22 protein-coding genes and 1 pseudogene are annotated in these 23,236 nt (G+C 65.0%); 10 read left to right on the top strand and 13 right to left on the bottom strand.

Going from position 1 to position 23,236, the window contains the following annotated elements:
- The 10 genes from hscB to kynU form a co-directional block, all read right to left on the bottom strand.
- The gene (hscB, locus tag JANGC3_RS0101475) at window positions 1-516 is read right to left on the bottom strand and encodes a Fe-S protein assembly co-chaperone HscB (protein WP_017874703.1); all 516 of its coding nucleotides are present in this window, start codon (window positions 514-516) and stop codon (window positions 1-3) included.
- A 65-nt stretch (window positions 517-581) separates the two neighbouring features.
- A complete protein-coding gene (gene iscA, locus JANGC3_RS0101470) occupies window positions 582-905 on the bottom strand; it encodes an iron-sulfur cluster assembly protein IscA (protein WP_017874702.1) in 324 nt (107 codons plus the stop codon).
- A gap of 53 nt (window positions 906-958) precedes the next feature.
- Window positions 959-1,348 carry a Fe-S cluster assembly scaffold IscU gene (gene iscU, locus JANGC3_RS0101465; protein WP_017874701.1) on the bottom strand — a complete coding sequence of 130 codons (390 nt, stop codon included), beginning with the start codon at window positions 1,346-1,348 and terminating at the stop codon, window positions 959-961.
- Window positions 1,349-1,406: 58 nt separating this feature from the next.
- The gene (locus tag JANGC3_RS0101460) at window positions 1,407-2,672 is read right to left on the bottom strand and encodes an IscS subfamily cysteine desulfurase (protein ID WP_026132401.1); all 1,266 of its coding nucleotides are present in this window, start codon (window positions 2,670-2,672) and stop codon (window positions 1,407-1,409) included.
- A gap of 38 nt (window positions 2,673-2,710) precedes the next feature.
- Window positions 2,711-3,187, bottom strand: coding sequence for a Fe-S cluster assembly transcriptional regulator IscR (iscR, locus tag JANGC3_RS0101455; RefSeq protein ID WP_026132400.1), 477 nt, complete (start codon window positions 3,185-3,187; stop codon window positions 2,711-2,713).
- Between the two features lie 222 nt (window positions 3,188-3,409).
- Window positions 3,410-3,967, bottom strand: a complete 558-nt coding sequence (locus JANGC3_RS0101450; protein ID WP_017874698.1) for an NADAR family protein — start codon at window positions 3,965-3,967, stop codon at window positions 3,410-3,412.
- A gap of 103 nt (window positions 3,968-4,070) precedes the next feature.
- Entirely contained in the window at window positions 4,071-4,862 is a 792-nt protein-coding gene (locus JANGC3_RS0101445) for a uracil-DNA glycosylase (protein ID WP_017874697.1), read from the bottom strand.
- A 169-nt stretch (window positions 4,863-5,031) separates the two neighbouring features.
- Window positions 5,032-6,138, bottom strand: a complete 1,107-nt coding sequence (locus tag JANGC3_RS28070) for a porin (protein WP_017874696.1) — start codon at window positions 6,136-6,138, stop codon at window positions 5,032-5,034.
- A 195-nt stretch (window positions 6,139-6,333) separates the two neighbouring features.
- Complete coding sequence (gene kynA, locus JANGC3_RS0101435) at window positions 6,334-7,182, bottom strand: tryptophan 2,3-dioxygenase (protein WP_017874695.1); 849 nt, start codon at window positions 7,180-7,182, stop codon at window positions 6,334-6,336.
- 20 nt (window positions 7,183-7,202) lie between these two features.
- On the bottom strand, window positions 7,203-8,453 hold the full coding sequence (kynU, locus tag JANGC3_RS0101430; RefSeq protein WP_017874694.1) for a kynureninase: 1,251 nt from the start codon (window positions 8,451-8,453) through the stop codon (window positions 7,203-7,205).
- Window positions 8,454-8,607: 154 nt separating this feature from the next.
- Here kynU and JANGC3_RS0101425 point away from each other — a divergent pair, with 154 nt between their 5' ends.
- The 3 genes from JANGC3_RS0101425 to JANGC3_RS0101410 all read left to right on the top strand — a co-directional run bounded on the left by JANGC3_RS0101425 (window position 8,608) and on the right by JANGC3_RS0101410 (window position 9,822).
- Entirely contained in the window at window positions 8,608-9,087 is a 480-nt protein-coding gene (locus JANGC3_RS0101425; RefSeq protein WP_017874693.1) for an Lrp/AsnC family transcriptional regulator, read from the top strand.
- 70 nt (window positions 9,088-9,157) lie between these two features.
- Window positions 9,158-9,511 carry a hypothetical protein gene (locus JANGC3_RS0101420; RefSeq protein WP_017874692.1) on the top strand — a complete coding sequence of 118 codons (354 nt, stop codon included), beginning with the start codon at window positions 9,158-9,160 and terminating at the stop codon, window positions 9,509-9,511.
- Window positions 9,512-9,600: 89 nt separating this feature from the next.
- Complete coding sequence (locus JANGC3_RS0101410; RefSeq protein WP_017874691.1) at window positions 9,601-9,822, top strand: hypothetical protein; 222 nt, start codon at window positions 9,601-9,603, stop codon at window positions 9,820-9,822.
- 11 nt (window positions 9,823-9,833) lie between these two features.
- On the opposite strand, the gene maiA is transcribed toward JANGC3_RS0101410, so the two are convergent.
- The gene (gene maiA / locus JANGC3_RS0101405) at window positions 9,834-10,478 is read right to left on the bottom strand and encodes a maleylacetoacetate isomerase (RefSeq protein WP_017874690.1); all 645 of its coding nucleotides are present in this window, start codon (window positions 10,476-10,478) and stop codon (window positions 9,834-9,836) included.
- A 1-nt stretch (window position 10,479) separates the two neighbouring features.
- A complete protein-coding gene (locus tag JANGC3_RS0101400) occupies window positions 10,480-11,502 on the bottom strand; it encodes a fumarylacetoacetate hydrolase family protein (RefSeq protein WP_026132398.1) in 1,023 nt (340 codons plus the stop codon).
- A 144-nt stretch (window positions 11,503-11,646) separates the two neighbouring features.
- Here JANGC3_RS0101400 and JANGC3_RS0101395 point away from each other — a divergent pair, with 144 nt between their 5' ends.
- The 7 genes from JANGC3_RS0101395 (at window position 11,647) to JANGC3_RS0101365 (ending at window position 21,651) form a co-directional block, all read left to right on the top strand.
- Window positions 11,647-12,570, top strand: coding sequence for a LysR family transcriptional regulator (locus tag JANGC3_RS0101395; RefSeq protein WP_017874688.1), 924 nt, complete (start codon window positions 11,647-11,649; stop codon window positions 12,568-12,570).
- A gap of 181 nt (window positions 12,571-12,751) precedes the next feature.
- Entirely contained in the window at window positions 12,752-14,494 is a 1,743-nt protein-coding gene (locus JANGC3_RS0101390; protein WP_017874687.1) for an IucA/IucC family protein, read from the top strand.
- Window positions 14,491-15,639, top strand: coding sequence for an MFS transporter (locus JANGC3_RS0101385; RefSeq protein WP_017874686.1), 1,149 nt, complete (start codon window positions 14,491-14,493; stop codon window positions 15,637-15,639). Before JANGC3_RS0101390 ends, JANGC3_RS0101385 begins: the two co-directional genes overlap by 4 nt.
- A complete protein-coding gene (locus JANGC3_RS0101380; RefSeq protein WP_017874685.1) occupies window positions 15,636-17,534 on the top strand; it encodes an IucA/IucC family protein in 1,899 nt (632 codons plus the stop codon). Before JANGC3_RS0101385 ends, JANGC3_RS0101380 begins: the two co-directional genes overlap by 4 nt.
- Window positions 17,535-17,730: 196 nt before the next feature.
- The gene (locus JANGC3_RS0101375; protein WP_157406403.1) at window positions 17,731-19,797 is read left to right on the top strand and encodes a TonB-dependent receptor; all 2,067 of its coding nucleotides are present in this window, start codon (window positions 17,731-17,733) and stop codon (window positions 19,795-19,797) included.
- Between the two features lie 123 nt (window positions 19,798-19,920).
- Complete coding sequence (locus tag JANGC3_RS0101370; RefSeq protein ID WP_017874683.1) at window positions 19,921-20,559, top strand: gamma-glutamylcyclotransferase; 639 nt, start codon at window positions 19,921-19,923, stop codon at window positions 20,557-20,559.
- 561 nt (window positions 20,560-21,120) lie between these two features.
- Window positions 21,121-21,651 carry a hypothetical protein gene (locus JANGC3_RS0101365; protein WP_017874682.1) on the top strand — a complete coding sequence of 177 codons (531 nt, stop codon included), beginning with the start codon at window positions 21,121-21,123 and terminating at the stop codon, window positions 21,649-21,651.
- A gap of 381 nt (window positions 21,652-22,032) precedes the next feature.
- On the opposite strand, the pseudogene JANGC3_RS28065 reads toward JANGC3_RS0101365, so the two are convergent.
- A pseudogene (locus JANGC3_RS28065) lies at window positions 22,033-23,190 on the bottom strand (PA0069 family radical SAM protein).
- Window positions 23,191-23,236: the final 46 nt, after the last annotated feature.

The following is a 23,236-nucleotide window of genomic DNA, read 5'->3' as shown; positions in this document are numbered from 1 at the left end:
CTACGCCTCGATCGCCTCGAACGCGAAGCGCACTTCCTCGCCGAATTTTTCCAGGAACATCAGCGCGCGCACGCCCTGCGCGGCGGCGTCGAAGTGGCCGGCGTCGAGCTGTTCGCCAACCACCGCCAGGCGCGCCTTGCGCTCGGCCTTGAGCTGCGCGTCGAGCGCGTCGAGCGCCTCGACGTTCTTGCCGGCGCGCGCGTCGCCGAGTTCCTCGCGCCATTCCATCTGCTGCATCAGGAAGGCCATCGGCATCGCCGTGTTCGACTCCGTCTGCAGGTCGACGCCGTTCAACTCGCACAGGTACTGGGCGCGTTTCTGCGGCTTCTTCAGGGTCTGGTAGGCTTCGTTGGCGCGCGTGGCCCACTGCATCGCGACGCGCTTTTCGGCGTCGGTCGCGTTGACGAAGCGGTCCGGGTGGACTTGGCTCTGGACCTCGCGGTAGGCCGCGTCGAGGGCCTTGGCGTCGAGCGCGAACCGCCGCGGCAGGTGGAATAGTTCGAAGTGGTTTTGCATGGCTACGTCTATCTGTTCGCTACTGGATCAATCAGATGACCGCGGCGCATTAAGGTGTTGGCGTGCTAGATGCGGAAGCTTTCGCCGCAGCCGCAGGCGTCTTTCTCGTTCGGGTTGTGGAACTTGAAGCCTTCGTTCAAGCCCTCGCGCGCGAAGTCGAGTTCGGTGCCGTCGATGTACGGCAGGCTTTTCGGGTCGACGAAGACCTTCACGCCGTGCGACTCGAACACGCTGTCCTCGGCGGCGATTTCATCGACATACTCAAGCTTGTAGGCCAGGCCGGAGCAGCCCGTGGTGCGCACGCCAAAACGCAAGCCGACGCCCTTGCCGCGGCGTTCGATGTACCGGCTGATGTGCTTTGCCGCTTTTTCCGTCAGTGTAATTGCCATTCATTCCTCCGCGCCCGCCGCCGTTGCCGGCGGCGGGTATTAAAAACCAATGCTTAAGCCGCCGCAGGGTGGCGTGTCTTGTAGTCCAGTACCGCCGCCTTGATCGCGTCTTCGGCCAGGATCGAGCAGTGGATTTTCACCGGCGGCAGCGCCAGTTCCTCGGCGATCTGGGTGTTCTTGATCGACAGCGCCTGGTCCAGGGTCTTGCCCTTGACCCATTCGGTCACCAGCGAGCTCGAGGCGATGGCCGAACCGCAGCCGTAGGTCTTGAACTTGGCGTCTTCGATCAAGCCGTCGGCGCCGACCTTGATCTGCAGTTTCATCACGTCGCCGCAGGCGGGCGCGCCGACCATGCCGGTGCCGATGGTGTCGTCGCCCTTGTCAAAGGCGCCGACGTTGCGCGGGTTTTCGTAGTGATCGAGTACTTTTTCCGAGTATGCCATTTTGATGCTCCTAAATTAAAACCGGGGCCGCCGCGCACGCGCCGGCCCGTGAACGCAATTAGTGCGCCGCCCATTGGATCGAATTGATGTCGATCCCTTCTTTGAACATGTCCCACAGCGGCGACAGCTCACGTAATTTGGTCACTTTCGCCTTCAGCAAGTCGATGGCGAAGTCGATGTCGGCCTCGGTCGAAAAACGGCCGATGGTGAAGCGGATCGAGCTGTGCGCCAGTTCGTCGCTGCGGCCCAGGGCGCGCAACACGTACGACGGCTCCAGGCTGGCCGAGGTGCAGGCCGAACCGGACGACACCGCCAGGTCCTTGATCGCCATGATCAGCGACTCGCCTTCGACGTAGTTGAAGCTGACGTTCAGGTTGTGCGGCACGCGCTGGTCCATGTCGCCGTTGACGTAGACTTCCTCGATTTCCTGCAAGCCCTTGGCCAGGCGGTCGCGCAAGCCCTTGATGCGGACGATTTCGCCGTCCATCTCTTCCTTGGCCAGGCGGAAGGCCTCGCCCATGCCGACGATCTGGTGGGTCGGCAAGGTGCCCGAGCGCAGGCCGCGCTCGTGGCCGCCGCCGTGCATTTGCGCTTCGATGCGCACGCGCGGTTTGCGGCAGACGTACAAGGCGCCCACGCCCTTCGGGCCGTAGGTTTTGTGGGCGGTGAAGGTCATCAGGTCGACCTTGCTCTTTTGCAGGTCGATGACCAGCTTGCCGGTCGCCTGGGCGGCGTCGCAGTGGAAGATGATGCCCTTCGAGCGGCACAGCGCGCCGATCTCGTCGATCGGCTGGATCACGCCGATTTCATTGTTGACCAGCATCACGGACACCAGGATGGTGTCCGGGCGGATCGCCGCGGTCAGCTGCTCGATGGTGATCAGGCCGTTGTCTTGCGGTTCCAGGTAGGTGGCGTCGAAACCGACGCGTTCCAGTTCGCGCACGGTGTCCAGCACGGCCTTGTGCTCGGTCTTGACGGTGATGATGTGCTTGCCCTTGGTCTTGTAGAACTGGGCCGCGCCCTTGATCGCCAGGTTGTTGCTCTCGGTCGCGCCGGAGGTCCAGATGATCTCGCGCGGATCGGCGTTGACCAGGGCGGCGACGTGGCCGCGCGCCTCTTCCACCGCTTTTTCGGCGGTCCAGCCGTACATGTGGCTGCGCGAAGCCGGATTGCCGAACTGCTCGCGCAGGTAGGGAATCATCTTGTCGGCGACGCGCGGATCGATCGGCGTCGTCGCCGAGTAATCCATATAGATCGGGAAATGCGGCGCGGTTTCAAAGCGCACTACCGGGGCTGGACCAACGTTTTTTTCAGGGGCATTCATCAAATCACTCCATGCAATCAAGCAGACTATATATTCTCTTAACCCAGCGCAACGTGGTTGCGGTGCATCACCATCACGTTTTGATCGGCGTTCTTTTGTCTCTGTTGGTCGACCAGGTCCTGCAGCGACACAGAATCCAGGTAATCGACCATTTTTTCATTCAAAGTGGCCCACAGCTCGTGCGTCATGCAACGCGCGCCGGTGGCCGCGTCGGCGCCGTGGCAATGCTCCTTGCCGCCGCACTGGGTCGCGTCGAGCGGCTCGTCGACGGCGATGATGATGTCGGCCACCGTCACCTTGTCGGCGCGGCGCGCCAGACTGTAGCCGCCGCCCGGGCCGCGGATCGATTCGACGATCTCGTGGCGGCGCAGCTTGCCGAACAATTGTTCCAGGTACGACAGGGAGATCGATTGGCGCTGGCTAATGCCGGACAGCGTGACCGGACCCTTACCCTGGCGCAGGGCAAGATCGATCATCGCGGTCACGGCAAAACGGCCTTTAGTAGTCAGACGCATACCACCTCGGTTCAACTCGGTTAAAATGTCGCTTGTTCAAAAAACGGGCCAGCTACAACCTGATTAGTTGAACGATTTAGTCAAGTATAACAAATCTCGCGCAGGTTTGCCGGAGAGCCCCCAAAAGCCGGCGGATGATGCTCTCGGCATCGGCGCCGCCGCCGGTTAACGTTGTCGGCTTACGCCGTCCCGGCCAACCCGGCCAACGCACATCGCGCTGCCTCACAGGCTGGCGCGCAGGGCCGCCCGTACGTTCATCAGCGCAAACCCCAGCAAATTCAACCCCTTCCAACTGCCGGGCGAGCCGATCGCGGCGTCGTCGGCGGCCATGCCGACGCCCCAGATCGGGTCGACCGGGCTGGCTTCGACGATTACGCTGTTGGCGCTGGACAACAAAAACTTGCGCAGCGGCGGGTTTTGCGCAAACTTCGCCAGGTTGCCGTCGAACACGACGGCTTCGCGCTCGCGCGCCCACCGGGCCGAATCGAAATGGGCCACCTCGCGGCCGAGCTTTTTGACTTCCGCGGGCAGTTTGGCGGCGATGATGCGGCCGGCGATGGCGGCGTCGCCGAACAGCGTCGCCTTGCACGCCATCATGTAATGCTCGGCGGTCGGGTAGCGCACGCCGTCGACGCTGAAGGGGGCCATATACCATTGGCTCAGGCAACTCTTGTCGACCGTCTGCGCATGGCTTGGCGTGTGGCCCCAGAAGCACAGATAGTCGGGTGTGGCGCCGGCGGCGATGGCGGCCAGCAGGTCTTGCGTGTTGTTGATCTTCATAGCGGCCTAGTGAATAGCTTTTTTCAAACCAAGAGCGTAACCCTGGGGGGTCATACCCCTGACGTGGCGCGCCCGGAGCCTCGGCGTCGGACCTCGCGGTCACTTATCCGACGTGTCCCGCCCCGGCGCGCAGCAGGCGCATCGGCCCGAACAGCGCCAGCATCGCGTCGTTGCCGATGAACGTCAGGTTGTACGGGTGCTCGCATTGCACCCGCGGCAGCAGCGAAGTCACCGGCAGGCGCTTGAGTTGCTCGGCGATTTTACCCCACAGCACCAGCGTCGGCGCCGGCGGCCCGGCGCGTTCGGCCAGCGCCGCCAGCACCACTTGCAGGAACGGCAGCCAAGCCTTGGCGTCCTGTACCGGCGGCACATGGGCGCGGAACACCAGCGCCGCGTTCAGCAGCAGGAAGCCGCGCCGCGTCAGGTTGGCCTGCAATTCGGCCAGGGTCTGGATCGAGCCGTTGCCGCGCGCGTTCGCCGCCACCGGCGCCAGCGCCACGCCGGAGGTATCGGCCAGCGCCAGTTGGCCGTCGGCCACCAGCAGCATTTTCATGAAGTTGCGCAGCGAGGTGGCGCGGTTGACCGGCTTCGACAGCCCGGCCTGCGACCACAGGCTGCCGACGGCGCCGTCCATGAAGCACACCCCGGTGGCGCTGGCGGCGCGCGGGTACGGCCCCTCCCCCACCAGTACATAGCGCACCGCGTCCAGCGGCAGCGCGAAGGCGGCGAACAGCCGGCCTTCGGTCGGCAGGAAGGCGTCGACGGCCAGCGCCGGCAAATAAGCCGGGTCGGCGGCGGCGAGCGCCTCCAGCCCGCGCAACAGAATCGGGCGCCAGGAGGCGTCGGCTAGCGACAGCGCGTCGAGGATCGGGGCGGGAATGGTGGCGGTTTTCATCGACGGGAAGGGGGAAAAGAGAAATTGTAGCGCAGCGGCGGCCATAGGCGCGCCGCGTAAAAAGCGAAAAACCAAAGGCTTAGGTCCGGGGTCGGGCCCCAAGGAGCCGACCCCGGCTCTACGCCGTTGGTTTTATGTGAAGCAAGCGGCACTCAGGGAGTGCCACACTTTAGAACGCGTGCGTGATACCGACGTTGAACAGCGTCGAGTAGTCGAACGCGGCGCCGTCGTGGTTGTCGTAGCCGTCGATGCCGAAGGCCGCTTTGCCCTTGTTTTTGATCTTCGCCGCCGACGTGTAGAACGTGGTGCGCTTGGACATCGAGTACAGGTAGCCGACGCCGAACTGGTCGGCGCTGTTGACGGTGGAGTTCTTGCCCTTCGAGCGGTTGAAGCTGGCCAGCACTTGGCCGGATTGGCCCACCGGCGCGCTCAGGCCCAGCAGGAAGTAATCGGCCTTGTCGACCACGCCGGAGGAAACCGCTTTCTTGGCGGCGACCAGGCCGTGGACTTTGACGGCGCCAAAGTCGTAGGTGGCGCCCAGCGCGTCGCTCTTTTGCTTGCTCTTCGGCACGAACGCGTTGGCGCTGTTGTCGTCGATGTGGACATAGCCGACGAACAGCGGGCCCTGGTTGTAGTTGGCGGCGGCGATGCCGAGACGGCCTTCGCTTGCCGATGCCTTTTCACCGGCGCCGTACAGCAGGCTGCCGCTGAAGCCCTGGATGGTCGGGGTATCGTAACGCACGCTGTTGTCGGCGCGGAAGGCGGCCAGGCTCATCCAGCCTTGTTGCACCGCGCCGCCCAGGCGGCCGATCGGGAAGATGCCCTTGTTGCCGGCGTGGATGTTGGCGGACGAACCGGCCAGGCCCACGCCCATCGGATCCACGGTGCCCAGCAGTTCGAAGCCCGGGGTGTCCTGGCGGCCCAGGTGCACGGAACCGAAGCCGCCGTTCAGGCCGACGCGGGCGGCGCGGCCGAACAGGCGACCGCCCTGCTCCGATTTGCCGGTGTCGAGCAACATACCCATTTCCAGCTTGAAGTCGGCGCTCAGGCCGTTGCCCAGATCTTCCTTGCCCTTGAAGCCGAGACGGCTGCCGGCCAGGTTGTTGCCGGCGCTGGAGTCGATGCGGGTTGACGAGCCGTTGTTCTGCAAGCCGCCGTTGTGGCCGCTGAAATGGTTCACCGAAATGTCGGCGATACCGTAGATCGTCACGTTCGATTGCGCCGCCGCGAACGCCGGAATGCTCAGTACTGCCAGTGCTAACAGTGTTTTTTTCATTTTATTGTCGTCTCGTAATGGTCGGTTAGGTGGTGCAGGGCAATGATAACGTCGATTGTTCAGGTCGCCTATACGACTTGGCTCGGGTGTGGCGTTGCTGCAACGCGGCTATAGGGCCGCGCACGACGAAAAAAACCGACGGCGCGATACCGTTGGTTTTGCTTGGGGCTGGCGGCACCGGGGCGCCGCCCGCCGTTACAACTCGGTGCGTACTTCAAACAGCTCGGGGAACAGCACCACGTCGAGCATTTTGCGCAGGTAGCCGACGCCGTCGGTGCCGCCGGTGCCGGCCTTGAAGCCGATCACCCGCTCCACCGTGGTGGCGTGGCGGAAGCGCCAGAAGCGGAACGAGGTTTCCAGGTCGACCAGTTTCTCGGCCAGTTCGTAGAGCGACCAGTACTGCTCGGTGTTGCGGTACACCGTGGTCCAGGCGGCCTTGACGGAGGCGTTCGAGACGGTCGGCTGGCGCCAGTCGGCTTGCAGCCGCGCGGCGTCGACCGGCAAGCCGGCGCGCGCCATCACCATGACGGCTTCGTCGTAGATCGACGGCGCGTTCAAGGCGCCGTCGAGCGCCGCGAGGGCGTCCGCCTTGTGCTGGTGCACTTGCAGGTGGGTCGCGTTCTTGTTGCCGAGCAGGAATTCGATTTCCCGGTACTGGTGCGACTGGAAGCCCGACGAGGCGCCCAGGTAGGGCCGGAACGCGCTGTATTCCGGCGGCGTCAACGTGGCCAGCACGTCCCAGGCGTGGACCAGCTGGTTCATGATGCAGGCCACCCGCGCCAGCATCTTGAAGGTCGCCGGCAACTGGTCGTTCTGGATCGCCGCGCGCACCGCGTGCAGTTCGTGCAGCATCAGCTTCATCCACAGCTCGCTGGTCTGGTGCTGCACGATGAACAGCATTTCATTGTGCTCGGGCGACTTCGGATGCTGCGCCGACAAGATCGTGTCGAGCGACAGGTAGTCGCCGTAGCTCATGGCGTCGCTGAAGTCGAGCTTGGCGCCGTGGTAGTGGCCCGGCGGCGATTTGTTGAATGGGCATTCCATGTCGGTCTCCTCGTTCTGTTTCAGGTCACCGCGCCGCGGGCGGCGTCGATCTCGTAATCGCCCTCGTCGAGGATGCGTTTCAGCGTCTGCACGGCGCCCCACACTTCGCCATAGCTGGTGTACAGCGGCGTGAAGCCAAAGCGCATCACCTGCGGTTCGCGGTAGTCGCCGATGACGCCGTGGGCGATCAGCGACTGCATCACGGCGTAGCCTTGCGGGTGGCTGAAGCTGACGTGGCTGCCGCGCTGCGCGTGCTCGCGCGGCGTCACCAGTTCCAGGCCGTGGCCGCCGCAGTGCTGCTCGACGAGGGCGATGAACAGGTCGGTTAGCGCCAGCGACTTGCGGCGCAGCGCCGCCATCGACACTTGTTCGTAGACGTCCAGGCCGCATTCCACCAGCGCCAGCGAGGTGATCGGCTGGGTGCCGCACAGCGCCCGGCGGACGCCGGCGGTCGGCGCGAACGACGGTTGCATGGCGAACGGCTGGCGGTGCCCCCACCAGCCCGACAGCGGCTGGCTGAAGTCGCCCTGGTGGCGCCGCGGCACCCAGATGAAGGCCGGCGAGCCGGGCCCGCCGTTCAGGTATTTATAGGTGCAGCCGACGGCGAAATCGGCCTTGGCCGCGTTCAGGTCGACCTCGACCGCGCCGGCCGAATGGGCCAGGTCCCAAATCACCAAGGCGCCGGCCTCGTGCGCCAGGGCGGTGACGGACGCCATGTCGAACATGCGCCCGGTGCGGTAGTTGACGTGCGTGAGCATGAGCACGGCGACGTCGTCGTGCAGCGCGGCCGGCAACTGGTCCCACGCGTCGACCAGCTCCAGGCGGTAGCCGCGGTCCAGCCACTCGATCAAGCCCTGCGCCATGTAGATGTCGGTCGGAAAACTGTCGCGTTCGGTGACGATGGCGCGGCGCTGCGCGCGCGCCGGATCGGCCGCCTGCAACTTGATGGCCGCCGCCAGCGCCTTGAACAGGTTCACCGAGGTCGAGTCGGTGATGACGACCTCGTCCTTGTCGGCGCCGACCAGCGGCGCCAGCTTGTCGCCCAGGCGCGACGGCAGCGCGAACCAGCCGGCGCTGTTCCAACTGCGGATCAAGCCGTCGCCCCACTCCGCCTCCAGCACCTGTTGGGCGCGCTTCAGCGCCGCCTTCGGACGCGCGCCCAGCGAGTTGCCGTCGAGGTAGGTGACGCCGGCGGGCAGCGCAAACTGCTCGCGCAGGGCGGCCAGAGGATCGGCGGCGTCGAGCGCCAGGCAGTCGTGTTGTGTCGTCATGGGAAAAACTCCTGTGGGGGCCGGGTGGCTAATTGGATTTGGTAGGAGTATTTTAGGGGAAGGCGGCGCATTTTTTTCTGCAAAATCGGGCGCTTTTGCGGGCCGATTCGCTATATTATTCGAGTATTACCAAATAAATTAGCGAATAATTCGAATGAACGTCGACGTCATCGATTTAAAAATCCTCAAGGCGCTGCAGCGGGACGGCCGCATCAGCAACCTGAAGCTGGCCGAGACGGTCTGCCTGTCGCCGTCGGCCTGCCTGCGCCGCGTCGGCCTGCTGGAGGAGTCCGGCATCATCCGCGGTTATACCGCGCAGCTCGACGCCGGCATGCTGGGGCTGGAGGTGGAGGCCTTCGTGATGATCACGATGCGCCGCGACGCCGACCGCTGGCACGAGCAATTCGCCGCCGCGCTGCAACACCTCGACGAGGTGATCGGCTCCTACGTAGTGACGGGCGAGGCCAACTACCTGCTGCGCGTGCGCACCCGCAACCTGAAGCACTACTCCGACTTCGTGCTGGAGAAGATCTACAAGATACCGGGCGTGCTCGACATCCGCTCCTATATGGTGCTGCAAACCATGCGGGAAAACGCCGTGATCGGCGAGCCGCCGGCGTCCACCAAGGGGTAAGCGGCGCGGCCGCTCACGCCCGGCTACGCTATACTGTTTCTATCTTTACAACTAAGCAAGGCGTTCAGTGATGAACAAGGATCTCAACCGGCCGCTCGAACCCATACTGGGAATCGCCCTGTACGGTCTGTTTTGGCCTGTCTTCAACGCCGTGGCGGTCGGGGTGCTGTCCGAACTGGGCTATGAACTCAAGCTCGGCGGCGGTTTGCTATGGATGTTGTTCAGCGCGCTCTCGCTGTTAATGGGCGTGCTGTTCCTGGTGATTTTCCTGGTCGGCCTGCGCAAGCCGCACCCGCCATTGCCGCTGAACACCGTCGCCGGATGGACGCTGGTGGCGATCCTGGCGAGCAGCGCTTGCCTCAACGCGTCGTGGCTGCGCGGCGATTACTTTTGCCAGAGCGGCGCATGTCCGAGCATGAATTAGCCAAGCGGATGTAACAGCAAGAAGCGGATAGCGCCCGCGGCGCTGACGCGTGAAGATGGAACCGTCCATCCCACACGAAAGACACCGCCATGCCAAACCAGAGCGAGTATCGGATTACCCCCGTCAACAGCACCTTCCTGGACCGGGCCAGGCGCGACGGCCTGGACGACCAGGGCCAGGCCGTGGAACGGCAATTCGCCGCCGGAGGCGAGCCGTGCCGGGACGTCCTGCGCGGTACGCTGCCGGATTTCGTGCTGGCCAGATTCGCCGCGTACGGTCGTTATGGCGGCCGAATCGAGCGATTTCCGTAGGTCGGCTTACGCTACTCGGCGTCCGGCTGGCGCGCCGGGTGCGCGGCGGCGAAGGCCGGGTGCGCGGCGCAGCGCGCGTGGATGCGCGCCACCGTCGGGTAGGCCGCCAGGTCGACTTCGAAGCGCTCGGCGTTGAACGCTTGCGGCTCCAGGCAGCAGTCGGCCAGCGTCGGCGCGTCGCCGTGGCAAAACGCGCCGGTGCGCGGGTCGCGCGCCAGCAGCGCCTCCAGCGTCGCCAGGCCGTCACGCAGCCAGTGGCGATACCATTCCATCTTCGCCTCCTCCGATACGCCCAGCGTCTGCTTCAGGTATTTCAGCACGCGCAGGTTGGTCAGCGGATGGGTGTCGGCTGCCACCGTCAGCGCCAGCGCCCGCACGCGCGCCCGTCCCAGCGCGTCGGCCGGCAGCAGCGGCACGCCCGGATGGGTCTCGTCGAGGTACTCGAGGATCGCCAGCGACTGGGTCAGCGTGGCGCCGTCGTCGTCCAGCGACGGGATCAGCGCGGCCGGATTGACGCTGCGGTAGCCGTCCTGCAGGTGCTCGCCGCCGCTGCGCAGCAGGTGCACCGGAACCGCCTGGTAAGGCAGCCCCTTCAGGTTCAGCGCGATCCGCACCCGGTAGGCGGCGGAGCTGCGGAAGTAGGTGTAGAGCTTCATGTCAGCGGCGGCCCGGGTACGGCGCGACGCTCTGGTCGATGGCGCCGAAGATGCTGGCGCCGGCCGCGTCGAACATTTCAATGCGCACGCTGTCGCCGAACTTCAGGTAGCCGGTCCTCGGCGCACCTTCCTCGATGGTTTCGTACATGCGCACCTCGGCCAGGCAACAGTAGCCGACGCCGCCGTTTTCAATGCTGGAACCGTGCAGGTTGCCCTGCTTGTTCGACACCGTGCCGGAGCCGATGATGGTGCCGGCGGCCAGTTCGCGCGTCTTGGCGGCGTGCGCCACCAGTTGGCCGAAGTTGAAGGTCATGTCTTCGCCGGCGTTCGGCTTGCCGAACGGGCGCTGGTTCAAGGTCACCGTCAGCGGCAGGTGCAACTTGCTGTCGGCCCAGTGCGCGCCCAGCTCGTCCGGCGTCACCGCCACCGGCGAGAAGGCGCTGGCGGCCTTCGACTGGAAGAAGCCGAAGCCCTTGGCCAGCTCGTTGGGAATCAGGTTGCGCAGCGAGACGTCGTTTACCAGCAGCACCAGGCGGACCGCCCGCGCCGCCTGCTCCGCGCTGGCGCCCATCGCCACGTCGGCGGTGATAACGGCCACCTCGGCCTCCAGGTCGATGCCCCACTCTTCCGACTCGGCGTAAATCGGGTCGTGCGGGCCGATGAAGCTGTCCGAGCCGCCCTGGTACATCAGCGGGTCGGTGTAGAACGAGGCCGGCACCTCGGCGTGGCGCGCCTTGCGCACCAGCTCGACGTGGTTGATATAGGCCGAGCCGTCGGCCCACTGGTAGGCGCGCGGCAGCGGCGAATGGCACAGGCGCTCGTCGAACGGCACGGCGTCGGCGGCGGCGCCGGCGTTCAGGGCGGCGTACAACTGCTCCAGTTGCGGCGCCAGCGCGTCCCAGTTGTCGAGCGCCGTTTGCAGGTTGGGCGCGACGGCGGCCGCGCTCGCGTACCGGGTCAGGTCGCGGCTGACCACGATCAGCGCGCCGTCGCGGCTAGCGGTTTTTAATGTTGCGAGTTTCATCGTTATCCTTGTGTTTTCTGGTGGTGTATCCGGCGGCCGGGGCGTACGCCGTGGCGGCGGGCTCGCCGCATCGTTTGCACCATTAGAAGCCAGTTCCAGCTATCATACAAACAATTTTTTTCAATCGATTTATCGGATTACCTTATGAGTCCCAGCCTGCGCCAAATGCGCGCCTTCGTCGCCCTCGCCAAAACCGGCAGTTTCACGCTCGCCGCCGAGTACCTGCACGTGACCCAGTCGGCGCTCAGCGGCCTGATCAAGGAACTCGAGCAAGTGCTGGGCGTGCGCGTGGTCGAGCGCAGCACCCGCAAGACCCAGTTGTCGGAACTGGGCCGCGAACTGTACCCGCTGTTCGACAAGATGATCCAGGACCTCGACGGCGCCATGCTCGACATCGCCAACCGCAAGGCCTTGAAAACCGGCGCGGTGCGCATCGCCGCGCCGCAGATGATGTCGTGCACCCTGTTGCCGGAGGTGATCGCGGCGTACCGGCTGGCCCATCCCGCGGTGCAGGTGAAGCTGGTCGACTGCCCGGTCGAGAACGTCTCGGGCCGGGTCTTCAGCGGCGAAGTCGACTTCGGCATCGGCCCGGAGCGCGACGCCACCGCCGAGATCGCCGCGCAAGTCTTGTTCGAGATGCCCTTCGTGCTGGTGTTCCCCACCGGCCATCCGCTCGAAGGCAAGCAGCGCGTTACCTGGGCCGACGTCAACGACTACCCGTTCATCGCGCTGCAGGGCCAGTTCACCGAACGGCTGCTGCGCGACATGCACATCTCGTTTCGCGAACTCTCGCTCAAGCCCTACAACGAGGTGACGTTCATGACGACGGCGCTGGCGATGGTCAGCGCCAAGCTCGGCGTCACCGCCTGCCTGCCCTACGCCGAGCCGATGGTCAAATTGTACGGCCTGCAGATGCGCCGGTTGTACGAGCCGGCGCTGACGCGCCGCTTCTTCGTCTACACCAAGACGGCGCGCTCGCCGTCGCCGGCGGCCGAGAGTTTCATTGCCTTCCTGGTCAAGTTCGTCGACACCCACGAGTGGAACGTGCCGGCGCCGCGCGCCGCCTGATCCCGGCGCGGGCGCCCCGGCCCGCGCAGCCGGTCCGCCTTGCCTATCCGCCATCCGCCATCCGCAATCCGAACCGTTTAATGCGAATCATTATCATTTGTATTGACATTCATTATGGTAGCGACTAAGCTGCCAGCCTGACTTACATCGCACCATTTCAAACAATCTAGACGGGCCGCCAGTGTCGAACAATCTCTCATTCCTAGCGTATTATCCCGCCGCGAAAGACCGCACGCTGCGCCAATTCATCGAGGCGTTCTGGTGCGAGGGTTTCCTCCAGGGCGAACGCGACGGTGCCACCCTGTGCCTGCGCGGCCGCTCCGACGACGGCCGGGCGCGCGACTACGCCATCGACGTCGGCGGCGCCAGCGCCTTCCAGCGCCTGCGCCTGGTGGGCGCGGTGCGCGGCGCCGACGCCGGCGCCGACCTGAGCATTTCCAATGTGGTCAGGGACATGGTGCGCCACCTGGAGCCGGCGCCACAGGCGCTGGAGCGGTTCGTGGCGGAACTGCAGAACACGGCGCTCAAGCAAGCCTACGCCGGCACCGCCCGGCCCGACGTCACGCTGCAATCGCCCTACCCCTGGCAGGAAGCGCAACTGGGCGGCGGCCACCTGTACCACCCCTGCTTCCGTTCGCGCATGGGTTTTGACGTCGACGACAACCTCGCTTACGGCCCCGAATTTTCCCAGCCGATACAATTGACCTGGCTGGCCATCGACGCGCGCCTGTGCGCGGTGCACGCGCTGGCCGGACTCGACTACACCGATTTCCTCATCGACCAGCTCGGCCGCGCCGAATACGCGCGCCTGCAACGGCGGATCGAGGCGCAGGGCCACGCGCCGGCGGGTTTCCGCCTCATGCCGGCCCACCCGTGGCACTGGCAGCACTGCATCCGCCTGCACTATGCCGACTGGCTGGTCGACGGCCGCCTGCTGTTCCTCGGCGACGGCAACGGCGCGTGGCTGGCGCAGCAGTCGATCCGCTCGCTCAGTTCGCTCGACGGCGAACTGCGCCACAACATCAAACTGCCGCTGGGCATCGCCAACAGCTCGGCCGACCGCATCCTGTCGGACCACCACGTGCACAACGCGCCCATCATTTCCGGCTGGCTCGACGGCATCTGCCGCAAGGATCCGTTTTTCGCCGATGGCGCCCGCCTGGCGATCCTGTCCGAACCGATCGGCATCACGCTCGCCCCCGCCCAGGCGCGGCCCGGCGCCTACGGCCTGCTGGGGGCGATCTGGCGCACCGCGCCGGAAGCGCTGCTGACCCCCGGCGAACAGATCTTCCCGATGACCGGCCTGTGCGACCTGGGCGACGACGGCGCGCTGCGCATCGCGCCGTGGCTGGCGCAACACGGCGCCGAGCGCTGGGTCGACGCCCTGCTCGAAGCGGTGGCGCCGCCCTTCCTGCACCTGATGATGGCGCACGGCGTGCTGCTTGAAGGCCACGCGCAAAACACCCTGCTGATCCTGCGCGACGGCCTGCCCTGCCGCATCGCCGTGCGCGACCTGCCGGGCGGCTTGCACTACCTGCCGGGCGATTGCACCGACGAGGCGATGCTGGCCGGCCTGCGCGGCGCGCCGGCCTATCGCAACGCCCTCAACGCCAGCGCCGGCTTCGCCTTCGACCGCATCGAAGCGCGTGACTATCTGCTGGAAGTGCTGTTCTTCATCAACCTGGGCGAGCTGGCGTACCGGCTCGATCTGTACCATGGTTATGCCGAGGCGCAGTTCTGGCGCCAGGCCGCGCGCACCGTCGCGCACTACCAGGCGGCACAGCCGGCGATGGCGCCGCGGCACCGGCGCTTCGACCTGCTGGGGCCGACGCTGCAGATGGAATGCCTGGCGGCGCGGCGCCTGCTGGGCTGGAGCGCGGCGCGCTACCGGAGCGTCGCCAATCCACTCTGCGCGGCGCAATGAGCTTGCTGACCCGGCCGGTCGTGGTGACGGTGGCGGGGCACTTCGGCGCCGCCTTCGCCGCGCTGTGCATGCCGCCGTTCTACGCCTACATCCTGCAAGCGAATTTCTCCTCGCAGTCGCTGGCGCTGGCGGGCTGGTACTTTACCCTGCCGACGCTGGCCGCAGCCGTCGCCAACCCCTTGTGGGGCCGGCTGGGCGACCGCATCGGCCGGCGCGCCTCGCTGATCCGCGCACACGCCGGCCTGTGCCTGAGCTTTATCCTCACCGGCCTGGCCAGAACGCCGCTTGAATTCGCGCTGGGCTTGACCTTGCAGGGCTTGTTGGGCGGCACCTTCTCCGCCTCCAACGCCTTCCTGGCGGAACAAGTGTCCGCCTCGCGCCTGTCGACCCTGCTTGGCGTGATGCAAGCGTCGGCCAGGACCGCGCTGTTCGCCGGGCCGGCGTTGATCGGCTTGCTGAGCGGACGCGCCAACCTGCTGCACCTGTTCTTCTACCTCGCCGTGTTTCCGGCCGCCGCCAGCCTGATCCTGTGCTTGCTGCCGGACCCGCCCGCGCGGGCGGCGGGGGCGCCGGCCAAGGCCGCCGCCGGCGGCGGCGCCGACTGCGGCGTCGCCGCCGCCACCCTGTATCAGTTGCAAGCCATGTTTACGGTCGGCACCGTGCTGTCCTACCCGTATTTCGTCATCGACCTGGGCGAACGGCTCGGCGTCGGCGCGGCCACGGCGGGACTGTTGTTCGGTTTGCCGCACGCGCTGTTCCTGCTGCTGGCCTGGCCGATCGGCCGCACGCTGGGCTTTGGCAACGCCCGCGCCAGCCTGGCGCGCTACGCCGCGCTGACCTGCGCCGGGCTGCTGCTGCAGCTCGTCGCCGACGACCTGGCCTGGCTGGTCGGCGGCCGTCTGCTGATGGGCGTCGGCATGACCGGCGCCTACCTGTCCATCAATACCCTGGCCGCCGCCACCACCGTCGCCACGCAGGCGGGCAGCCATTTCGGCAAGCTCGAGGGCGCCAACAAATGGGGCGCCGTCGCCGCCGGCCTGCTGGCCAGCGTGCTGGTGGCGCCGCTCGGCTACGCCGCGCCGATGTGGCTGGGCTGCGCACTGCTGGGAATGCTATTTATATTTATGAATTGGAAAATGAGATGAATTCTCCACTCTCGCCGACGCATCGGCAACATATCGAACGCGCCGCCTCGGGCGCCATGACGCAGGGCGGCCGGCGCCGCCAGCGCGGCTACCGGTCGCCCCAGTTCGCCGAGGAACAGCATTGCCGGCTGCTCGTCAATTGCTACGCCCGCGAGGTGGCGATGCAAGAGCACACGCTGGCGGTACTGCCGGCCGCGCGCCTGGCCGAGGCCCTGCCGATGCCGGCCGGCTACCAGGGCCAGGTGCTCGACATCGCCCTGCCGCGCGTCGACAGCCGCCTGCGCGTCGGCGTGCTGCACGTCTCGGCCACCGGCAACTTCGACTACACCACCGCGGTGTTCGTCCAGCGCGGCCAGGGCGCATGGCGCGCCGAGGGCTGGGAAGCGCTGGCGCGCCTAATCATCGAAGACTTGTCGGCGCGCGCCAACACCGACTTCAACGCCGAGCTGCTGCAGCAGATCGGCGACAGCATCGCCACCATGCGCGACTTGCTGGCCTGCCTGCCGGCGCCGCGCCGGCCGGGCGCGCCGGTCTCGCCCCTGCAGGCCTACATCGACAGCGAACAAAGCCTGCTGACCGGCCACCCCTTCCACCCGGCGCCGAAAAGCCGCTCCGACTGGTCCCCCGACGAACAACGCCGTTACTCGCCCGAGCACCAGGCGCGCCTGACGCTGCGCCACTTCCAGGTCCCGCGCGAGTGGGTCGTCAGCGACAGCCTGGACCCAGCGCCGGCGAGCGAGCTGCTGGACCAGTTGAGCGCGCACGGCCTGCACGCCGACGCCGGCTGCGTGATCGTGCCGCTGCATCCGTGGCAGGCCGATTGGCTGGCGCGGCAGGACACCATCGCCGCCGCCATGCGCGCCGGGCTGGTGCGCGACCTCGGCGCCCACGGCCTGCCCTTCCATCCGACCGCGTCGATCCGCACCCTGCTGGCCGAGAACGCCGACTGCTTCCTGAAACTGTCGCTGAGCATGCGCATCACCAATTGCGTGCGCAACAATGCGCGCCACGAGCTGGAGAGCGCCCTGACCGGCACTCGCCTGTACCGCGCCATGAAGGCCGAGATGCAGGGCCATTTCCCGCGCTTCCACGTACTCGAGGAGCGCGCCTTCCTGACCGTGGCCATTCCGGGCGGCCATGGCGAACGGCACAGGGAGCTGGAAAACGGTTTCGGGCTGGTGGTGCGCGAAGGCCTGGGCAAGCTGATACGCGACGGCGTCAACCCCGTCATGTGCGCGGCGCTGTTCGGCAACGGCGAACACGGCCGGCAGCAGGTGTTCGCCCTGATCGAGCGTTTCGCGCTGCACCACGGCCACCCGCTGGAGCGCGCCGCCCGCCTGTGGTTCGCCCGCTATGCCGACGCGGCCGTCTATCCGATCCTGTACCTGCTGTTTGAAAAAGGCGTCGCTTTCGAGCCGCACATGCAAAACACCGTGGTCGGACTGGACCCCGACGGCGCGCCCAGCCATATCGTGCTGCGCGACCTGGAACTGACCCGGCTGGCGCCCAAGGCGCACGCGCTGGCGCACGCCTTGGACCTCGATCCCGCCACGCTGGAGCAGCTGTGCTGCAGCGACGAGCGCGCCTGGACGCGGATCGGCTACTGCCTGTTCGTCAACAACCTGTGCGAGGTCGTCGCCACCATTTCCAACGGCAACCACGCGCTGTACCTGGGGCTGTGGGGCGTGCTGCGCGACACCTTGCAAAACTACCTGCTGCAATTTCCGAATCCCGAGGCGAATCGCCGCATCCAGGGTTTGCTGGCGGGCGAGCCGCTGCCGGCCAAAGGCAATCTGCTGACGCGCTTCCTGCGCCAGGCCGATCGCCAGGCCAGCTATCTGCCGTTGTACCACCCGCTTGGCGTGGTCAACGGCTCGCCGGCCGTGGCGAACTGACAACAACGTCGCCTCATTTCCACACGAAACAATTATTGCGAATCATTATCATTATCATTGATATTCACCGGAGCCGCAGTTATACTCGGAATTGGCAGGTTAATATTTCCTTCCAATAAACACCGACGGAGGCGGCCTAGCCCGCCTCCGGTATATTTCCAACGCCACTTCAACACTCAGCCTTTTCAAGCCATCCATGACGAATCATTGCCTCCAGCTCAAAACCATGCCAGCGCTGATTTCCGCGCTGTTCTTTTTCACCGCCGCGGCCCACGCCGCAGCGCCGCAGACCATGCCGCAAGTCGAGGTCAAGGCGCAGGCCGAGGGAGGCGACGCGCTGGTCAAAGGCGCGACCAAGACCAACACCAGCCTGCTGGAAACGCCGCAGTCGGTCAGCGTCGTCACCCAGGACGCGCTGCGCCGGCGCGGCGCCCTGAGCAGCAAGGACGCGCTTGAATATGTCAGTAGCGTGGTGGCCGGGCAAGGCGAAGGCCGGCGCGACGAATTCTACATCCGTGGTTTCTACTCGCTGCGCGACGCCAGCCTGGACGGCGTGCGCGACGACAACCTGTCTACGCGCGACCTGGCCACGACCGAGCAGATCGAAGTGATCAAGGGCGCGGCGGCGGCCCTGTACGGGCGCGGCTCGGCCGGCGGCCTGGTCAACCGCGTCAGCAAGAAACCGCAAGCCAGGCAGGACAGCGAAGTGAGCGCGACGCTGGGCTCGGAGCGCGAGCGCCGCGTCAGCGTCGACGTCGGCGGCGCCCTCGCCGACGGCGTCAACGCGCGCCTGATCGGCGTCTACGACGCCGGCGACAGTTACCGCGACGTGGTGCGCCACGAGCGCAAGCTGATCGCGCCGTCGCTCGCCTTCAAGCTCGGCTCGGGCAGCAACCTGTTGCTGCAAGCGGAAGTGCAGCGCGAAGACCGCACGCCGGACCGCGGCGTGCCCTCGCTCAACGGGCGCCCGCTGAACGTGGCGCCGAACACTTTCTACGGCGAAAAATTCGACTACACCAAAACCGATACCGAAATGGTCAAGGCCGCGCTGGAGCACCGCGTCAACGATACGATCAAGCTGAGCAACACCTTGCAGTACAGCCACGCCGACCTCGAAGGCGTCAACACCCGCAACCGCCGCGTCAACGCCAACGGCACCGTGTCGCGCCAGGTCACCTACTTCCCGCAGGAACAGCGCAATCTGATCAACCAGACCGAGCTGACCATCGCGCTGCAAAACCACACGATACTGGCCGGAATCGAACTGGCCAAGCAAGAGCGCGACGTCTTCACCGGCCAGACCGGCATTGCCTTCCCGGTCAACCTGTACGCGCCGCAACAACTGCTGGCGGCGCCGGACTTCAAGAGCCTGCCGGTGGCGTTCAACAACCTGTTTGTCGCCAAGACGCAAGCCTTGTACCTGCAAGACCAGATCAACCTCGGCGCGCAGTGGAAGGCCCTGCTCGGCGTGCGTTTCGACCGCTTCCAGCAAGAACAAACCAACCGCCTGAAGAACAACGCGGTGGCCGAACGCGACGACAAGGTGTCGTCGCCGCGCCTCGGCCTGGTGTACCAGCCGCAGGAAAACCAGTCCTGGTATGTCAACCTGAGCCGCTCCTTCCAACCGGGCGGCGGCGATCTTCTCTACTCGGGCAATACGCCGCTGGCGCAGGTGAAACCCCTGCAAACCGACCTGCAGGAAATCGGCTACAAGCGCGACTGGATGGGCAAGCGCCTGTTCACCACCGTCGCGCTGTTCCGCATCGAACAGCGCAACCAGTTGACGCTGGACCCGAGCGATCCCGCCGGCCTGCGCCGGCTGCAGGTGGGCAAGCAGCGCAACCAGGGCGTGGAAGTGGAATTGCAGGGCACGCTGTGGCAAGGCGGCCGCGTGAATGCCTCGTACACCTACAACGACGCGCGCATCGTCGCTTCGCACGACGTGAAGAGCGGCAACCGCGCCGAAATGACGCCGCGCAACCGCGCCAGCGTCTGGCTCGACCAGGCGCTGACGGACGTGTACAGCGTCGGCGTCGGCGTGCTCGCCAGCGGCGACCAATATGCGCTGACCGACAACGCCGTGCGCCTGCCGGGCCACGCGCGGCTCGACGCCGCGTTCAACTACCACCAGAAAAGCTACGACCTGAAGCTCAAGGTGAGCAACATCGGCAACACCCGCTACTACGAATCGGCGAACAACAACGTGCAGATCCAACCGGGCGCGCCGCGCAGCGTCAACCTGACCTTGACCAGCCGCTTCTAAGCATTGCGCCAGCGCATGCCGCGGGCCTGGCCCGCGGCGTCCAAGCGGCGCCGATTCCCCTGTCGCACTATATAATTGCCCCACCGCTACTGTAGCGGGGGGCAGTTAAACCATGCGCACACCATGAGCAGCCAAAAAACCCGCGTCGGCGCCAACACCATCGCCGCCAACAAACTAATGGACCAGTTCGACGGCCACCACAGCGTGTGGCTGTTCGGCTACGGCTCGCTGATCTACAAGGCCGACTTCCCCTTCATCGAGCGGCGCCCCGCCAGCATCGCCAACTGGACGCGGCGCTTCTGGCAAGGCTCGCACGACCACCGCGGCACCGAGGCGGCGCCGGGCCGGGTCGCCACCATCGTGCCGGCGGACGGCGCCGTGTGCCACGGCATGGCGTATCTGGTCGCGCCGGAGGTGTTCGTCCATCTCGACTACCGCGAAAAGAACGGCTATTTGCGCCTGACCACCGCCATCGCCTTCGAGGAGGGCGGCCAAGTCGAGGGCCTGGTCTACATCGCCACCGATGACAACGAGGCTTTCCTCGGCGCCGCCTCCGAACTCGACATCGCCCACCACATTGCCCGCTCAAGCGGACCGAGCGGCCCGAACAGCGAGTATCTGATCCACCTGGCCATGGCGCTGCGCGAGCTGGGCAAGGACGATCCCCACGTGTTCGCCATCGAGGAACATCTGGCGCAGTTGGCCGCGTCTGATGCAACGGATATTAAGATGCTAAAGGCTGCCTTGGCTGGTCGGACGTAAGCCGACGATGCTTTACCTCCTCTGACAATGTTGAGGTGACTGCACATGCCGTTGAGAACCATGCAATACTGCTCAGCGGCCGCTTTCGGCCAGAACCAGCCAGTCGCAAAATTATCCCACTGTGTTATCAAACCTATCTATTAATATGCTAAAACTCCCTTATCGCCCGGCATGGACGTTTTTTCAACTACTGCTTTTGTTTCCCTTTCTTTTTTTGATTTCAGTTTTTTTCGATATGTCGTTTTCTGAACCTAGCAAAGGCTATATCGCAAAGTCTGGACAAGAAATAAAATGTGAAGCGTTGGCTCCGCGTAAGAAATCAGGACAACACTGCTCGACCTTCGGTTCTAAGGAAACGAATCCTACTGGATACGCATTTGTGGTCAGTTCACTCGCTGGCGTAGTTCTACTAGGCTGGTGGTGTGGTCGCCCCGGCCGAGGAATACCGTCGTATCGCACATTTAATCAATCTAAAGTGTAGCTACCACCGTTGCCGGTCTCGGCCAGGAGCTGCCGTTCGTATATTTCGGCTTACCCATCGACATGGAGAAAAGCAATAGAATGACCTATTCGAAAGTTGTGAGCTGCTATGACAGTTCGGCCAACCTTGAGGGCCGCACAATTCAAGCACTCCACTCAGAGTACAGTTTTGCAGCACTTCGGCTCGACAACAATGACGTTATAAGTTTTTCTGTTGAAGAAGTCACCGTGGGCAAATGGTTTGAGGTATTCCCGATTTGCCTGCATGCGCTTAATCGGGACTGTGCCTTCGCATGGAGCGAGCTTGAATCCCCCTTCGCTGTAACGTCCAGCGAATTGTTGTGGCGGGAAGAATGGCTGGAATTCGCGTCGGATACTTCGTCGTTCATGGGTTCTGGGCCGCACTCTGTCCAGTTTGCGAACGTGCTCGGGACGGCGCCGAAATCGAACATCAACGTAGTTAAGGTGCTGGCCGGGGTTAGGCTAAATGGACAGAATGGGCGCGTCCTGGTCGTAAGCAGCTCTGACAATACACCGTTCAAAATCGAATTGGCAACGGGAAAACTAGAAATTGAGCAAGTAATGCAGTCCCATACGCCGGAGAAAATTTGACAGTTCTCGGCCAAATGGAGCCGTTCGGCATGCGCGAATTTATTAAAGAAAAAATGAAGCATGTTTTGCCAATGTTCAAATTGGCAAGCTGCTATGCTGACTGTTTCGGCCGAGTCCGGTCAGAAACGGGTCGTCAGAAATGAAGAATTTCTTTGTGCTTTTAATCCTCGCTGGTCAAGTCACAACTGTCATCGTGAGCGTTCTAGTCGTATCGGCGATTGCGCTGTACGCAACATGGTTGTTGGTATATCGACTACGAAAAGGTAAATCTAAGCGGTTAGCGTTTGGCGAGTGGGTTCGCAATCTCTTTGAAGCGATTTGGGGACTGTAACTTAGACCACCGACGACCGTCCGCTTCGGGGCGGTTGCAGACGGTATTGCCTACCCGAACAGGTCGAGCTGCCCTTCCGACTTTCCGTTGGCCCTGGCGCCCAACGGCGGCACCGCCAGCGGGCGCTTGAATTGCGAGGCGTCGAGCAGCTTGAAGCGGCTGCCCCTGGCGCTGTTCAGGCCGAGCCGCTTGACCGCCTTCTCGAAGCGCTGCCGGATCAGGTCCGCCCACACGCCCTCGCCGTGCATGCGGCTGGCGAAGCTGCTGTCGTAGTCCTTGCCGCCGCGCATGTCGCGCACGCGGTTCATCACGCGCTGGGCCCGGTCCGGAAAGTGCGCCTGTAGCCACTACTGGAACAAGGGGTTCACTTCCCACGGCAGGCGCAGCACCACGTAGTGGGCGTGCAGCGCGCCGGCCTCGCAGACCGCTTCGAGCAGGCGTTCGATCTCCGGCTCGGTGACGAAGGGAATCACCGGGGCGATGCTGACGCCGACCGGAATGCCGGCCTCGGTCAGCGCGCGGATGGTGCGCAGGCGCCGCGCCGGCGCCGCCGCGCGCGGCTCGAGCGTGCGCGCGATGGCCGGGTCGAGCGTGGTCACGGTGATGGCGACCGCCGCCTGGCGCTTCGCCGCCATCGCCGCCAGCAGGTCGATGTCGCGCTCGATCAGCGCCGACTTGGTGATCAGCGCCACCGGGTGTTCGCATTCGTGCAGCACTTCGAGCACGCGCCGGGTCAGTTTAAGCTCGCGCTCGCAGGGCTGGTAGGCGTCGGTGTTGACGCCCAGCGCAATCGGTTCGGGCACGTAGGACGCCTTGGCCAGTTCGCGCCGCAGCAGTTCGGGCGCGTTTACTTTGGCGAAGATTTTGCTTTCGAAGTCGAGTCCCGGCGACAGGCCCAGGTAGCTGTGGGTCGGGCGGGCGAAGCAATAGATGCAACCGTGTTCGCAGCCCCGGTAGGGGTTGAGCGAGACGTTGAACGGGATGTCGGGCGAGGCGTTGCGGCTGAGGATGGTTCTGGCCTGCTCGTCGGTAACGTGGGTTTTCCACGCCGGCGCGGCGCCGTCGGCGTCGGCGTCCTCACCGCCGTCCTCGTCGCCGTCGCTCCAGCCGTCGTCGAAATCCTCGCGCCCGTGCCCCTCGTAGCGTCCCTGCAGGTTCGACACCGCGCCGCGGCCTTTTCTGGCTTTCAGCGGCTGCGGCGGCAGCATGACCTGCCCTTCTTCCTGTTCATTGTGGTCTGGCATTGCGCGCCCC

Origin of the sequence: Janthinobacterium sp. CG3, assembly GCF_000344615.1 — a bacterium.
Lineage (GTDB): Bacteria > Pseudomonadota > Gammaproteobacteria > Burkholderiales > Burkholderiaceae_D > Janthinobacterium.
The sequence above is the reverse complement of the archived record's forward strand: the minus strand, read 5'-3'. Positions and strand labels throughout refer to the sequence as shown.